This is a genomic window from Rhodanobacter sp. T12-5, assembly GCF_008329435.1.
Lineage (GTDB): Bacteria > Pseudomonadota > Gammaproteobacteria > Xanthomonadales > Rhodanobacteraceae > Rhodanobacter.
The window spans coordinates 23,164-38,271 of record NZ_NPKN01000011.1 but is presented as its reverse complement, the minus strand read 5'-3'; the positions used below and the strand labels follow the sequence as shown (position 1 = coordinate 38,271).

The following is a 15,108-nucleotide window of genomic DNA, read 5'->3' as shown; positions in this document are numbered from 1 at the left end:
GCATGGTGTGGTCTCCTCTGGCTTCGTAACCCGTGAGGAATGACCGCATCATGCGCGCACTGTTCCTTCAGTCTTCACGCAAGGTGTTGATTGAACGAGGGGATTCGTGGGGAAACCTCAGGGTCAGAGTCGACTTTCGAAAAGTGTACTCTGACCCCTGTTTTTGATCTCTTTTTCGGCCAGATCGAGTACGCGCTTTTGATTACCAGCGTGGATCTCCTGATCCGCTTTCGCGGATTCGATCACATCGGTGCTGATACGCTTGATCAGCACGTCCGGTGCTTCCTGGGCGTTGGCAGGCGTGATAGATGCAAACGAGCCAATCGCAATCATGGCAATGAAAAAATTTCGTAACGGTTTCATGTTCGCTCACGTCGGTTGGTTGAAACGGATGGCTTTTCTTCCGTGCCCAATCAAGAAAAACAGGGCTCAGAGTCGACTTTCGAAAAGTGTACTCTGACCCCTGTTTTTGCTCGCCGCTTGACGGCCCCGGCCACGGCATCGACCATCCAGGGCCACAACGCGCCGTAAACGCGCAAGCCTGGAAGCTCCCTCATGCGTACCCATGGCACATTGGCAACGTGGAACGACGATCGGGGTTTCGGCTTCATCGAGCCGGCCGTGGGGACCGAACAGATCTTCGTCCACATCTCGGCCTTTCCGCGCGACGGCATCCGCCCCTGCATCGGCGAAATGATTTCCTTCGAGATCGACCTGCGCGGCGACGGCAAGAAGCGCGCGGTGCGCGTCATGCGCCCCGGCAGCCGCGGCACGGCACACCGCACGCGTCGCCCCAGGCCCACGGCTTCCCGGCAAAGCCCGCTGACCGCGGTCGCCAGCTTGCTGTTGCTCGCCGCCATCGGCTGGTATGGCTACTCGCGACTCACGGCACACGATGTCACCGACAGCACACCGATCCCGGCACCCGCTGCGCGCGAGGTGCCATACACGCCGGCAGCGGATCCGACTCCGGCCGCGCCGGCCCCCGCATCGCGCCCCGTTGCGCCCGCACCGGTGGTACCACCCGCAGTCCCCGCCCTGGCCGATACCCCCGTGCAACCGTTGCACTGCGATGGCCGCACCTATTGCTCGCAGATGCATTCCTGCGCCGAAGCGACCTTCTTCATCCGGCAGTGTCCTGGCACCCGGATGGACGGCAACCACGATGGCGTGCCCTGCGAAAGCCAGTGGTGCACCGGCGAAGCAGATTGACCCACGCGGCTGCAGCCATCGCTTCGCGCCTCCCATTCACCAAACGCGAGCGTGCCACCTGGACGGGGCGCTATGCTGCACCCATCGGCGACCGGACTCGCCGCAAACAGGGGAAAACCATGAAGTACGCGATTGTCACGCTATCGCTGCTGGCGCTTGCCGCCTGCACCAGCGTCAAAGTGAAGCCCGTCGACAGCAGCGTCGCCATGAAGCACGTCTGCATCCACACCAACCCGGCGGTGATCGTCGATGACTTCGTCATGGTCATGCAGGACGGCTTCCAGCGGCACGGCATCGCGGCGGAGGTGTACGACCGCGACCTCCCCGCAACCTGCGAATACGTCGTCGACTACACCGCACTGCGCTCCTGGGACTTCAAACCCTACCTCTCGCACGCCGAGATCCGCATCACCGAGCACGGGCGGCTCGTCGCCTCGGCCACCTACCACCTCAACGGCAAGGGCGGCTTCGACATGGGTAAATGGAGAGGCACCAAGGCCAAGATGGATCCGGTGATGGATGAACTGCTGGCCGGGTTTCATTGATCGCTGGGGATAGTCCAGGGCACTGGATCGGCGCCGTGCAAACACGGCGCTTTTTTATGGGTAAGTGGCTCTGAAAACTCATGTCGCCGCCTCCTGCGCTTGGCGGTACGTTGGAACTACCACGGTTTCAACGTCGCCCCGCGACAGGAGACAGCCATGTCACTTTACGCAGCCATTGACCTGCATTCCAGTAACAGCGTGTTGGCCGTCATGGATGGCGACGGCAAAGCGGTTCTCCGGTGTCGACGTCCCAACGATTTGCCGCGCCTGCTCAACGATCTTGCACCGTACCGGGACGAGCTGGTCGGCGTTGGAGGCTTAATTAGCCACGTCCCCTTTAATTCCTTTAATTCCGTTTAATTCCGACTCGACCGCCGTCCACAGAGAGGGGTACTCGCCGCGGTGCTCTTGCACCATGCGCACCGCGCGCTCGCGGACCTCAGGGGAAAAACTTCGTAGACTTGTTCATGGCTCCATTCTCTCAAGAGTAGGAGCCCCCACGGAATCCGGGGCGATTCATTTCCTCGCTGAAGAACGAACTCGTTCACGGTGAGGCCTTCGCGACACGCGATGCCGCGAGAGTCGCCATCGTCAGCTACATCGAAGGCTTCTACAATCGCAAACGGCTGCATCAAACACTCGGCTATCGCATACCTGCTGTTGTCGATGACGAGGCGACGAGTGCTTAATTAACGTGTCCGAAAAAGCCGGGCCATCTCACTACCCTCTTATTCGAGGCAAAGGTCAGGCCATTACCTCTTTAGCGAATGCCGTTAGCCTGTCGCATCTTGCAGCTAGAAAGGGGCCGTATTCGTCGTTGAATTCGCTCGCGTCGCAAAATGCGCTTGCCAACGTATCTGCCCGGGCGCGATCCTCACCGACAAGATCGTTTAGATACACTGAAGGTCGACTCCGACCAATTTTTTTGTTCTCTGCCGCGCTGAGAAAGCAGAAGTTTCCAAGCACGTTAATTTCTGCATCGGAGACGCCAATCTCTCGTAGAAATGCTCGTGGGTAAATGTGGTGGAACTCTGATCGGTTGTAGCGTTGCAGTACCTTATCAAGCTCGATGCTCTTGCCTGACAGGAGGCTTCGAGGGTCATTATTAGCCAATAACAATACGAAAGTTTTGGTTGCCGCAGCACCAACACGGAACGAGTTACGGAAAAAATCTGGTCTCAGGGGAACTTCAATGGCATCCAGCATGCTCAACTGGCCCGCCTTTAGTTTCACCATTTGCTCGATGTCGTAGATAGTAGTTTTCCGGGTCTGGCTTGTGTACCTAGCCGAAAAACATGTGCGCCAAAACCACCGCTTAATTGCGCGAAAGGTCTGCCCTCCATAGACCACTTCCTTGCCGTCGGGCTCGGCAAAAAATACCGCAAGAGGAACCAACATTGATGGGTAAGGAAGCAGCTTCAAATGAACGACTTTGAGCTGTGTTCTGAGAAAATCGATTGCTCCGCGAATGCCGTTTTCGACTGTAGCGAATTGAGCTCTTACGTCAGCACCGTTCAACTGCAACAGTTTTTCAGGTCCCGGCTCTCGCGTCAAAATTCCAGCCACGCAACTGAGTACTAGGTCTGCATCATCTCCGACGCCAGCAAAGCCGAAATCGGACAGTTCCTCTCGCAGCTCCTTAAATTTTTCTAGGAGGTCAAAATCATCACTCCACGTCCAAGCTGATAGAAGTTGCAAGGTGTCGAGTGCAACTCCGAGGTGGTTGATTCGCTCGAAAACGATGGCAACGATCGACCGATCTTCGCTTTTTAGCACCTGTACTGGAATTGAGACTTCTTTGAACTTCTCTTGCAGCCTGTCAACGAGTGCAATTTGCTCTGGCTTAAGGTGTTCAGTGTTGGCGCGATACCTCACCGAATCGAAAAGCACGTTCATCGGAAAGTGGCGATTTTTGTCGACTTCGCCGTCCGCACCTATCGCAAGAAAGGCACTGTCTTGAGGGTTTTGACCCGCTTCAAGATCGAAGTAAATATCGGCCCAATCGGAGCTGAGCTCAGGCTCTAATTCGGTTTGGAATACGGTGAATATCGACGTCAAACGCTGCTGACCATCAAGCACATAGTCAATGGGATAGTCGACGTGCGGAGGAGGCAGTGTAAAAGTGCCGAGATTTCGTTCGGTCATCAACTGTTGCTTAGTACGCCAGAAGAGGAGGGATCCGAAAGGGTAGCCTTTATAAATGCTGTCGAGGAGATAAGCGACGCGATCCCACTCCCATACGAATCCACGCTGGAAGGCGGGAATTCGAATCTCACCGCTCACCGCGGCGTCGAGAATTTTTCGAATTGAATAGTGCTGATATTCCATGGCATCGACGTCCTAGTTTGAGAACCAAGTAGATCAGAACCACTTTCATGCGGCTCAAAGAACAAGAGCGGCATCGCTGCCGCTCTTGTTCGATCATCATCAAGTGCCGCAGCTCAGCCGCACTTCGAATACCCACAATTCAAACAAGTCTGACACCCATCCATCAGCACCAGCGCCTGCGTATTGCACTTCTGGCACAGCGTCGCGCCCGGTGGGAAGCCTGAGGATTCGGTATCGCTGGGCGCCGTCGCGGCTGAAGCCGCTCCCACAGGAGCCGCGCTCACCTCAGAGTTTTTTTTTGCCCCACCCAGCTCATACGCCGCCCGCTTCTCGGCAATCAGCTTCCGCGTCGCCTCATCCATCTCCGGGTCATGGATCAGCCCGATGTTCTTCATGTGCTGCTCCACCACCGAGCCGATCTCGGCGACGATGCTGGACATGTAGACGCCGCCGGCCTTGAAGTAGCCGCCGCGGGGGTCGAACACGGCTTTCAGCTCTTCCACGACGAAGGTGACGTCGCCGCCCTTGCGGAAGACGGCGGACATCAGCCGGGTCAGCGCCACGATCCACTGGAAGTGGTCCATGTTCTTCGAGTTGATGAAGATCTCGAACGGACGGCGCTGCTCGTGTCTGGTGCCGGCGTTGAGCACGATGTCGTTGATGGTGACGTACAGCGCGTGCTCGAACAGCGGCGACTTGATCTTGAAGGTGGAGCCGACCAGGGTTTCGGGACGCTCGACGCTTTCGTGCATCTGGATCACTTCGGCCATCGGCGCCTCTTTCGGCGCAGCGGCAGTGACCGGGTTGGCGGCAACCTTGTCTTCGGGTTTGACCACGTTGTAGCCCGTGATCTTCTTGTCGATCTTGATCGCCATGATGTTCGCTTCTTTATCGAGTGTTGGTGCCGGAGTGGACACGGCGTGGTGCGGGAATCATGCGGCCCGGCGCATGGCCGGGCCGCATGCGGTGTCGCCTACTTCCGTTTTGCAGCGGCCTTCTTGCCGGCAGCCTTTTTCACCGGGCGTGCCGACTTGACGCTCGCCTTCTTGCTGGCAGTGGACCTCTTGGCCGTCTTGGCGACGGCTTTCTTGCTGGCGGACTTCTTGACTGCCGCCTTTTTCGGTGCGGCCTTCTTGCTGGCCGTCTTTTTGCTGCTGACCTTTCTTGCGACCTTGGCGGCTTTCTTCTTTGCCACCTTGGCGACTTTCTTCGCGGGCTTCTTCACCGCCTTCCTGGCGGCCGCCTTCTTCACGGCTTTCTTGGCGACGGCCTTCTTCGCTGTCTTCTTGACGGCTTTCTTCGCGGCGGCTTTCTTCGCCACTTTCTTCACGGCTTTCTTGGCGGCCGCTTTCTTGGGCGCGGCCTTTTTCGCGGCAGCCTTCTTGGGCGCAGCCTTCTTCTTGGCAGCAGCCTTCTTCGGCGCGGCTTTCTTGGCAGCCTTCTTCGGTGCGGCCTTCTTCGCGGCCGCCTTCTTCGGGGCAGCCTTCTTCTTCGCTGCCGGCGCCTTCCTTGCCGGCGCGGGTGCGGCAACCGGTGCAGCCGGCGGCACGTCCGGCAGGACCGGCAGCACGACGGCAGGTGCCTCGGCGACGGCCGGTGCGTTGTTGCTCATTTCAACTTCGTTTTCGATGGACATGCTGATGTTCCCCTCCCGATGGACCGCTTGAGTTGTCGCGCGCCGGAGCGTGCGACGGTTCAGAACTTGCCGTGAGCCTTATTTCAAAGAAGCAAACCGGGCTCAGAACTTGCCGTAATAGCCTTCCTTCAAGGCATCGAAGAGGTTGGCGGCGGAGTGCATTTCGCCGTCGTATTCCACCTGCTCATTGCCTTTCAGTTCGACAACGCTACCGTCTTCCAGCTCGAAGCGGTAGAGGGTGCTTTCAAGGTCGGAATCCTTGACCAGCACACCCTGGAACGCGGCGGGGTTGAAGCGGAATGTGGTGCACCCTTTCAGGCCCTGTTTGTAGGCGTAGAAATAGATGTCCTTGAAGTCTTCGTAGGGGTAATCGGTGGGCACGTTGGCGGTCTTGGAGATCGAGGAATCGATCCACTTCTGCGAGGCCGCCTGGATGTCGACGTGCTGCTTCGGGCTGATGTCGTCGGCAGCGACGAAGTAGTCGGGCAGCTTGTTTTCCGCCTCGTCGGTGAACGCCTTGGCGTCGGCATTGATCAGCGCGCGGTAGGCAAGCAGCTCGAAGCTGAGCACCTCGACTTTTTCCTTGGACTTCTTGCCTTCGCGGATCACGTTGCGCGAGTAGCTGTGCGCGAAACTCGGCTCGATGCCGTTGCTGGCGTTGTTGGCCAGGCTCAGGCTGATCGTGCCGGTGGGCGCGATCGAGGAGTGGTGGGTGAAACGCGCGCCGGTCTCGGCCAGCTCGGCGACCAGGTTCGGCGCCACCGTGGCGATGCGCTGCATGTAGCGCGAGTACTTCGCGTGCAGCACGCGGCCGGGGATGCTGTCGCCGACCTTGTACCCGTCGCTGACCATTTCCGGGCGCTTGCGCAGCATGTCGCCGGTGACGGTGAAGTCGCGCAGCAGGATCGGGGCGGCGCCCTTTTCCTTGGCCAGTTCCAGCGCGACTTCCCAGCCGGCAACGGCCATCTCGCGCGAGACTTCTTCGGTGAATGCGACCGCTTCGGCGCTGCCGTAGCGGTGCTTGAGCATGGTCACGGTGGAGCCGAGGCCAAGAAAGCCCATGCCGTGGCGGCGCTTGGACATGATCTCGTTGCGCTGCTGCTCCAGCGGCAGGCCGTTGATCTCGACCACGTTGTCGAGCATGCGGGTGAACACCTTGACCACCTCGCGGTACTCGTCCCAGTCGAAACGTGCCTTGGGGCCGAACGGATCGCGCACGAAGGTGGTCAGGTTGATCGAGCCGAGCAGGCAGGAGCCGTACGGCGGCAAGGGCTGCTCGCCACAGTTGTGCGCGTGCAGGCCGTTGCCGTCGAAGGTGTTGATGCCAGGCACCTGCACGTCGTAGACGTCCTCGACGCCATCGGCCTGCAGCGAGGCCACGGTGGCGACGAAGCGTTCGCGGTTGAGGGTGCGCTTGTAGCCGGACAGGGCGGCCTTGAGACGGGTCGCCTTGTCGGTGTCGGCAAAGCCGATCAACTCGGCGAAACGCAGCAGCGACTCGCCGGCGATGACCAGTTCGTGCTGGGCCTGGGTGGCATACAGGCGCGAACCGCCGCGACCGTCCGGCAGCAGGCTTTCACCGGCAACGCGGCGATCGCGGTAGATGCGCGAAGGCATGCCCAGGCGCAGCAGCATGCGCTGCACCGCTTCCAGCCGCGGCAGGTCCGACTGCGCCAAGCGTACGGAAACGCCCTTGGCCTGGCTACCCTGCACCGAGCCGTCGGCATCGAAGAAGCCTCGCAGGAAACCGCGATACGCCTCGCTCGAAGCCTGCTCCAGTGCCGGCGTGATCGCCTTGTCGCCTGCGGTCATGCCGAGTTCGAAGGCGAGATCGCGCAGCGCGGCAGACTTCATGCGGAATTCGCCACGGCCCGTCACTTCGGACCAGCCGGCAAAGTCGGCGCGATGCGGCAGCGTCTGTGCGCAGCGCAGCGTCTCGGCCATCAGCGCTCGTGCCCCGCCATTGGTCGAGCCGTTCACGACAGCGGCCTGCGGCCACACGGACAACACGGCGGCATCGCGCTTGAGCGTGCCGTCGCCGACCAGCATGCCGAGCAGATAACCCTGCTCCGCCGTCAGCGCGCCGGACCACTGCGCGTTGGCGCGATGGTCGTTGAGCAGCACACGGTCGCCCGGCTGCAAGGCACCGGCGGCGCACCATTCGGTATCCAGGCTCCAGCGGGTCATGCGCGAAACGCGACGCACGCGGTGGTCCTCGGTCAGGCGCAGGCGATGCCCTTCCTCGGTCTGCAGCGCCAGCACCGGCTTGGTCGCGGTGCGGAAGAAACCTTCGGCACCGGTGGCGTGGTCCTTGCCGTCCACCCGCGCCATGAAGCCATGGCCGAGCAGATCGCCGACCTGTCGCGGACCTTCGGCGGTCTGCACCCAGGTATCGGCGGTGACGCACGGATTGGTGGCGCGGATGTGCTCGCACCACCAGTTGTTGTTCATCTCGTTGACCTTGTCGATCAGGATGAAACCCGGTTCGGCATAGTCGTAGGTGGACACCATGATCATGTCCCACAGGTGCCGCGCGCGGATGTGGCTGTAGATCTTGCACGCGACCAGGCCGTCCTCGCGGTCGACGTAGTTGTCGTGCGTGGGCCACTCGCGCCAGACGACTTTCGCCGGATCGGCGAGGTCGATCTCGTGCTGCTCTTTCACATGCACCGGGAACACCAGCGGCCAGTCCTGGTCGTGCTCGACCGCGTCCATGAAGCCGTCGGTGATCAGCAGGCTGAGGTTGAACTGGCGCAGCCGGCCGTCCTCGCGCTTGGCGCGGATGAATTCCTTGGCGTCCGGATGGCTGATGTCGAACGTGCCCATCTGCGCGCCGCGACGGCCGCCGGCGGACGACACGGTAAAGCACATCTTGTCGTAGATATCCATGAACGACAGCGGGCCGCTGGTGTACGCGCCGGCGCCGGAGACGTACGCGCCGCGCGGGCGCAGCGTGGAGAATTCGTAGCCGATGCCGCAGCCGGCCTTCAGGGTGAGGCCGGCTTCGTGCACTTTCTCCAGGATGTCGTCCATCGAGTCGCGGATGGTTCCGGAGACGGTGCAATTGATGGTGGAGGTGGCCGGCTTGTGCGCCAGCGCACCGGCGTTGGAGGTGATGCGGCCGGCGGGGATCGCACCGCGGCGCAGCGCCCACAGGAATTTCTCGTACCAGAGGCCGCGCAGTTCGTCGGTGGTTTCCACGTCGGACAAGGCACGCGCCACGCGCTGGTAGGTCTCGTCGATGGTGGCGTCGACCGGCTCGCCGGACTTCGCCTTCAGACGATACTTCTTGTCCCAGATGTCGTACGAGGCGGGTTGCAGGGGAATGTCCACGGCGGCATCACGACCTGTGGCTGAATTTGTGGCTGGTGCACGCGCTGTGCTCATCGGCTTCCTGACCTCCCGGTTCGGCCTCGCGGCCTCCCGTAGCTTTATTTTGATATGACGTGGCTGACGTTGTTCCGCGCTGGCGCCGCGGATGACGGGGCTGCCCGCCGACCCTTGCACCGCACTGTTTTCCGACGACAACGCCCCCCGGAGTGCGTGGGTGGTCTACACCAGTACTTGTCTTTGGGTTGACGCCCAAGCACAAGATGTTGTGGTTGTTACCGGATGGGGACGTTAACCCCGACGTCGCTGGATGTAAAGTCCCGTCGGCAACTGTCGGTACAACGGAACCGGCGCGGCGGGTATCGGTCGAAGCAGCGCCGCATTTCGTCGATTTAAGGAGAGTCTCATGTCGTCACGTCCATCCCGCCTGCTGCCCCGCCTGATCGGCTTGCTGGGCCTCGCATCCGTGGTCACCCTCGTGCCGGTGTGCGTTTGCGCCGCCACCCTGCCCGCGGCCGTCGACGGGCAGCCGATGCCTTCGCTGGCGCCGATGCTGCAGCGGGTGACGCCGGCGGTGGTGAACATCTCCACCAAGACCCGCGTGCCGGTGCGCGATGCGTATTTCGATGATCCGATGATGCGCCAGTTCTTCGGCCTGCCGGCGGGACCGTCGCGCGAGCGGGTCGAGCAGAGCCTGGGCTCGGGCGTGATCGTGAACGCGGCGAAGGGTTACGTGCTGACCAACAATCATGTGGTCGGCGGTGCCGACGACATCACGGTCACGCTGCAGGACGGGCGCACGTTCAAGGGCAAGCTCGTCGGCGCCGATCCGGACACCGACGTAGCCGTGGTGCAGATCCCCGCGCAGAACCTCACCGCGCTGCCGTTGGCCGATTCCTCGAAGCTGCGCGTGGGCGACTACGTGGTGGCGGTGGGCGAGCCGTTCGGGCTGAGCGAAACGGTCACCGCGGGCATCGTCTCGGCGTTGAGCCGATCGGGCCTGGGCGGTCCCGATTCGGAGAGCTCGGGCTACCAGAACTTCATCCAGACCGACGCCTCGATCAACCCCGGCAACTCCGGCGGCGCGCTGGTCAACCTGCGCGGCGAGCTGGTCGGCATCAACACCATGATCTTCTCGCCCTCGGGCGGCAATGTCGGCATCGGCTTCGCGATTCCGAGCAACCTCACCAGCAGCGTGATGGCGCAGTTGCTGGCGTACGGCAAGGTGGAGCGCGGCAGCCTCGGCATGCAGACCCAGGCGATCACCCCGCGCATAGCGCAGTTGCTGAAGCTCGAGGACGACAAGGGCGTGGTGGTCACCGGCGTCAACCCCGGCTCGGCCGCCGAGCATGCCGGCCTGCAACCGGGCGACGTGCTGACCACACTCAACGGCAAGCCGCTGCACAACGAGCAGGAACTGCGCAATACCGAAGGCCTGCTGCCGCTGGGCAGCACGGTGCAACTGGGCGTGCTGCGCGACGGCCACAGCCGTCAGGTCAGTGCCACGATCGCCGCAGAGAAGCTGGCCAGCCTCGACGGCGGCAAGCTCGATCCACGACTGGCCGGCGTGCGTTTCAGCGAATTGAGCCAACGCCAGCGCGACCAGGGCCTGTACGGCGTGGCGATCAGCGCGGTGCAACCGGGCAGCCGCGCCGCGCGTGCCGGCTTGAGTACCGACGACATGCTGATCGGCGTGGGCAACCAGCGCATCACCAGCCTGCGCATGCTGGGCGGGCTGGCTGGCGTGCATCCGCGCCAACTGGTGCTGGTGGTGGCCGATGCCGACGGCAGCCGCTATGTGGTGGTGAACTGATCCGCGGCGGGTGCTGCGCCGGCCAAACCATGGCCGGCGTCGCACCGCGGCCGTGTCCCGGCGCACAGCCCGACGCAAGGACTCGCGCAAATACATGAAAGTGCTTGATGTTCTGTATTCATGTCGATGAAATACCCTGTCCAATTCACCGCATGTACGCCTGCCGGGCTACATACTGGCGTCACCACTTTCTTCAATTCATGCCGGGGCTCCCCATCACCATGTCCGTTCGTCTTGCCCGCCTGCTGTCCGTAGCCCTGATCGGGGCCTGCATCACCGCTCCCGCGTTTGCCCGCAGTCACTCCAAAACCCGGGCCGGCACACCGGCCAAGAGCACCTCCACCCTGATCTGGCGCGGTGACGTCGCCACTGCGAACGGCGTCGTCGACGAAGTGGCGAATGCTTGGGAAAAAACCGGCCACGGCCACATCGAACTGCAGCCGTTCAACACCGCCTCGGGCATCGACGCGGTGGCGACCGGCACGGCCGACCTGGCCGGCAGCGCCCGCGCCAGCGACGGCAGCGCACAGAACGCCAACCTCACGTTCACCCCCGTCGCCTGGGACGGCCTGGTGATCATCACCCAGGCATCCAACCCGATCGACAGCCTCACGCTGAAACAGGTGCACGACATCTATTACGGCAAGATCCACAACTGGAGCGAGGTCGGTGGCCGCAATGCGCCGATCGACGTCTATGCCGTGGCCAGTCCCGGCGACGGCGTGGAGTACAGCCTGCGCAGCCTGCTGTTCGGCCGCGGCAACCAGCCGGTGGCCGCGCCGCGGCTGTACGTCAACACGCGCAAGCTCGAAGAAGGCATCGCACTCAACCCGAATGGCCTGGGCGTGGCCACGCTGGCCGGGATCAGCGGCAATTCGAAGATCAAGGCCATTCCGATCAACGGCAAGCGGGCGACCGTCGCCAACATCGCCGACGGCAGCTACCCGTTGTTCACTCCGCTCTACCTGGTGACCAATCCGCGCAGTCCGAAGGCGGCGCAGGCGCAGGCCTTCGTCGACTTCCTGCAGACCGAGCCGGCCAAGGCAGCGCTGCGCAAGCATGCGGTGCTGCCGTACCAGGACGGTGCCGCCCTGGCCGCAATGGACAGCTCGCGCCGCAGCGCCATCCTTGCCGAGGTCGGCGCGCGCGCCAGCCATGTCGCGCCGGTTTCCGCACCTGGCGCCACCTACGCCGCCCGCGTCGCGGTGGCGCCGACCTCACCGGACACGCTGGCCGCCAAACTGGCGCTCGAGAAGCGCCATGCCGCCAGCAAGGAGGAGGCACGCCTGACCCATGTCAGCGGCAGCGTGGCCGGGGTCAGCGTCAGCGGCACGGCACACGTCGAAGGCGCAGCCACCACGGTCAGCCAGCCGGCCAGCGGCAGCACGTTCGGCAAGGTCACCGCCGACGCCGTGCAGAGCCGCGCCCGGTCGGCCGGCGCGACCTACAAGGTGAACAAGGGCGACACGCTGTCGACGATCGCGAAGAAGCATGGCGTCGACGTGACTGACCTGCGCCGGTGGAACCACCTGAAGAACGACCGGATCAGGCTTGGCCAGGTGCTGCAGGTAAGCAACGGCTGACTCCGCCACTGCCGTGCAGATACGCGCGCTCACGCTGGATCTGGACGACACCCTGTGGCCGGTGCTGCCGGCCCTGGAACGCGCCGACCAGGCCGTTGACGCGTGGCTGCGGCAGCATCATCCCGAGGTGGCGCGTGCATGGCCGATCACCGCCATGCGCGATTTGCGCGCGCAAATCGCCGCCGAGCGGGTGGACCTGGCGCATGACTTCACCACCCAGCGCCAGCTCACCATGCGCCATGCGTTCGCCGCCTGCGGTATCGCCACGGCGCCGATCGATGTGCTGTGGGAAATCTACTTCGCCGCGCGCAACAGCGTGGAGCTGTACCCGGACAGCCTGCCCGCCCTGCAGCGGATCACCGCGCGCTGGCCGGTGGTCAGCCTGACCAACGGCAACGCCGACCTGCAACGCATCGGCATCCACGCGCACTTCGCCCATCAGATCTGCTCGCGCGACACCGGCATGGCCAAGCCGGATCCGCGCATCTTCCTGGCCGCTGCCGAGCTGCTGGGATTGGCTCCCACCGAGATCCTGCACGTCGGCGACGACCCGGACATGGACATGGTCGGCGCGCGCGATGCCGGCCTGCGCACGGCCTGGATCAATCGCCGCGGCGAACCATGGCCGACTGCGCTGGGCACGGCGCCCGAACTGGACCTGCCCGACATGGGCGTGCTGGCCGACTGGCTCGACGCACAGGCACCCGTTGCATAGCCGGCGCCCCGGAAAGCGCGCATCATTGGCGATTACCTGCGCCGACGAACAGCCTCATCGGCACCGCACGAAGCAAGAAGGATCCCGCATGTCCGCCCTGATCGAACGCCCGTCCGGCCCACGCCGCAGCATCGCCATCGAAACCACCGACGCCGCGCACTACGCCGCCACCCGCAAGCGGCTCACCGCGGCGCAGCGCCGGTGGCTGACCGACAGCGGCTTCGCCGCGGCACCGGATACGTTCGCGCTGCTCGCCGACGACGCCGGCAAACTGGTGCGGGTGCTGGCCGGCGTGGACGCCCGCGCGCCGCTGACGGCGCTGGCGGCGCTGCCGTGCGCGCTGCCGGAGGCGAACTACCACCTTGCCGACGAAGGCGTGCTGGACGATCCGCTGCAGGCCGCGCTGGGCTGGGCGCTCGGCGCCTACCAGTTCGGCCGCTACCGCCAACCGAAACGCGCACCAGCCCGGCTGGTCGTCTCCAGCGCCGACCTGGCGCAACTGGCGCCGCTGGTGGAGGCCACCGCGCAGGTGCGCGACCTGGTCAACACGCCGACCGAGGACATGGGCCCGGCGCAACTCGCCGACGCGGTCCGCCAGCTCGGCAAGACGCATCGCGCAAAGGTGCGCGAATGGGTCGGCGACGACCTGCTAAAGGCCAATTTCCCGACCATCCATGCCGTCGGCCGCGCCGGCAGCCGCCCGCCGCGCCTGGTCGAGCTGACCTGGGGCAAGGCCGGCGACCCGTCGCTGGTGCTGATCGGCAAGGGCGTGTGCTTCGATACCGGCGGGTTGAATCTGAAATCCGGCGACGGCATGCGCTGGATGAAGAAAGACATGGGCGGCGCCGCCCATGCCATCGCGCTGGCCGGGCTGATGATGCAGGCGAAGCTGCCGGTGTCGCTGACCCTGCTGATTCCCGCGGTCGAGAATTCGGTCGCCGGCAACGCGATGCGCCCCGGCGACGTGATCACCACCCGCGCCGGGATCACCGTGGAAGTGGACAACACCGATGCCGAGGGCCGCCTGGTGCTGTGCGACGCGCTGGCCTACGCCGCCGAGCGGCAGCCGCAACTGATCATCGATTTCGCCACCCTCACCGGCGCCGCACGCGTGGCGCTGGGGCCGGACCTGCCGGCGCTGTTTGCCAATGGCGACGCGCTGGCCGAAGCGGCGGTTGCCGCCGGCACGCAGGTCGGCGATCCGCTGTGGCGGCTGCCATTGTGGCGCCCCTACCGGCGCATGCTGGAGTCGCATGTGGCCGACATCGCCAACGCCGGGCCCTCCCGGCATGCCGGTGCGATCACCGCGGCGCTGTACCTGGAGCGTTTCGTGCCCGACACGATCGAATGGCTGCACCTGGATACCTACGCCTGGAACGACAGCGACCGCCCCGGCCGCCCGCGCGGCGGCGAGGCGATGGGCGTGCGCGCCCTGTTTGAATTCCTGCAGCGACGCCACCGCGGCTGAGGCAGCGGCCGTTCGGACCCACAAAAAACAGTGCCTAGGCGCTGTTTTTTTTTGGCCGTCCATGTGATCCTGCACCCTGATCGGTGGAAACCGGGTTCGATTGGCGGCTGGATGGCCATCCGCAGGACAGTCGCCGATCAAATGCTGCTGCAGTCGTTGTAGAACAAAAAATCGCGGCGGGGCAACACATGACCTTGGGGGAGGTGGTGTTGCAGCAAGGGCCGCATCGCCTGTAGGGAGTGCGGGCCACGGGTAGCGGGCAACTTCATCTGAGAACGGGGAGAACTGCATGCATCGTGTATGGCTTCACAACCGGCTGGCGCTGCCTGCCGTCGATTCCCGCGCCAGAACGCCTTGAGCGACAAACGAACCTCCGCAAGACACGGCGGTGACGACCACTCAAGCACATCGAATGCTTGATCCAGCGACGCCGTGAAGGTGCGTGCCTGCCTGTGACGCATTGAAAAATTACAGGGGA

12 protein-coding genes and 1 pseudogene are annotated in these 15,108 nt (G+C 63.5%); 8 read left to right on the top strand and 5 right to left on the bottom strand.

The window, feature by feature from the left end; translation table 11 throughout:
• Window positions 1-123: 123 nt before the first annotated feature.
• Window positions 124-363, bottom strand: coding sequence for a hypothetical protein (locus CIW53_RS17425; protein WP_149365999.1), 240 nt, complete (start codon window positions 361-363; stop codon window positions 124-126).
• 192 nt (window positions 364-555) lie between these two features.
• Here CIW53_RS17425 and CIW53_RS17420 point away from each other — a divergent pair, with 192 nt between their 5' ends.
• The 4 genes and pseudogenes from CIW53_RS17420 to CIW53_RS17405 all read left to right on the top strand — a co-directional run.
• Complete coding sequence (locus CIW53_RS17420; RefSeq protein ID WP_149365998.1) at window positions 556-1,212, top strand: cold shock domain-containing protein; 657 nt, start codon at window positions 556-558, stop codon at window positions 1,210-1,212.
• A complete protein-coding gene (locus CIW53_RS17415) occupies window positions 1,209-1,757 on the top strand; it encodes an Sbal_3080 family lipoprotein (RefSeq protein ID WP_197736707.1) in 549 nt (182 codons plus the stop codon). The genes CIW53_RS17420 and CIW53_RS17415 overlap by 4 nt, the downstream gene beginning before the upstream one ends.
• Window positions 1,758-1,913: 156 nt before the next feature.
• Window positions 1,914-2,117: a hypothetical protein gene (locus tag CIW53_RS17410; RefSeq protein ID WP_197736709.1), complete on the top strand. Its 204-nt coding sequence runs from the start codon at window positions 1,914-1,916 to the stop codon at window positions 2,115-2,117.
• A 155-nt stretch (window positions 2,118-2,272) separates the two neighbouring features.
• Window positions 2,273-2,446 (top strand): annotated as a pseudogene (locus tag CIW53_RS17405) (IS3 family transposase); the annotation flags it as partial.
• Between the two features lie 55 nt (window positions 2,447-2,501).
• On the opposite strand, the gene CIW53_RS17400 reads toward CIW53_RS17405, so the two are convergent.
• The 4 genes from CIW53_RS17400 to CIW53_RS17385 form a co-directional block, all read right to left on the bottom strand.
• Window positions 2,502-4,085 carry a DUF262 domain-containing protein gene (locus tag CIW53_RS17400; protein WP_149365997.1) on the bottom strand — a complete coding sequence of 528 codons (1,584 nt, stop codon included), beginning with the start codon at window positions 4,083-4,085 and terminating at the stop codon, window positions 2,502-2,504.
• 113 nt (window positions 4,086-4,198) lie between these two features.
• Window positions 4,199-4,960: an NrdJb gene (locus CIW53_RS17395; RefSeq protein WP_149365996.1), complete on the bottom strand. Its 762-nt coding sequence runs from the start codon at window positions 4,958-4,960 to the stop codon at window positions 4,199-4,201.
• A 98-nt stretch (window positions 4,961-5,058) separates the two neighbouring features.
• Window positions 5,059-5,655 carry a hypothetical protein gene (locus tag CIW53_RS17390; RefSeq protein WP_242451967.1) on the bottom strand — a complete coding sequence of 199 codons (597 nt, stop codon included), beginning with the start codon at window positions 5,653-5,655 and terminating at the stop codon, window positions 5,059-5,061.
• Between the two features lie 168 nt (window positions 5,656-5,823).
• A complete protein-coding gene (locus CIW53_RS17385; RefSeq protein ID WP_149365994.1) occupies window positions 5,824-9,108 on the bottom strand; it encodes an LAGLIDADG family homing endonuclease in 3,285 nt (1,094 codons plus the stop codon).
• 349 nt (window positions 9,109-9,457) lie between these two features.
• Here CIW53_RS17385 and CIW53_RS17380 point away from each other — a divergent pair, with 349 nt between their 5' ends.
• From CIW53_RS17380 to CIW53_RS17365, 4 genes are all read left to right on the top strand, one after another.
• The gene (locus tag CIW53_RS17380) at window positions 9,458-10,864 is read left to right on the top strand and encodes a DegQ family serine endoprotease (RefSeq protein ID WP_149365993.1); all 1,407 of its coding nucleotides are present in this window, start codon (window positions 9,458-9,460) and stop codon (window positions 10,862-10,864) included.
• 221 nt (window positions 10,865-11,085) lie between these two features.
• Complete coding sequence (locus CIW53_RS17375) at window positions 11,086-12,447, top strand: substrate-binding domain-containing protein (RefSeq protein WP_172969727.1); 1,362 nt, start codon at window positions 11,086-11,088, stop codon at window positions 12,445-12,447.
• Between the two features lie 13 nt (window positions 12,448-12,460).
• Complete coding sequence (locus CIW53_RS17370; RefSeq protein ID WP_149365991.1) at window positions 12,461-13,162, top strand: HAD family hydrolase; 702 nt, start codon at window positions 12,461-12,463, stop codon at window positions 13,160-13,162.
• A gap of 88 nt (window positions 13,163-13,250) precedes the next feature.
• Window positions 13,251-14,630 (top strand): leucyl aminopeptidase family protein, encoded by a 1,380-nt coding sequence (locus CIW53_RS17365; RefSeq protein ID WP_149365990.1) that lies wholly within the window; start codon window positions 13,251-13,253, stop codon window positions 14,628-14,630.
• Window positions 14,631-15,108: the final 478 nt, after the last annotated feature.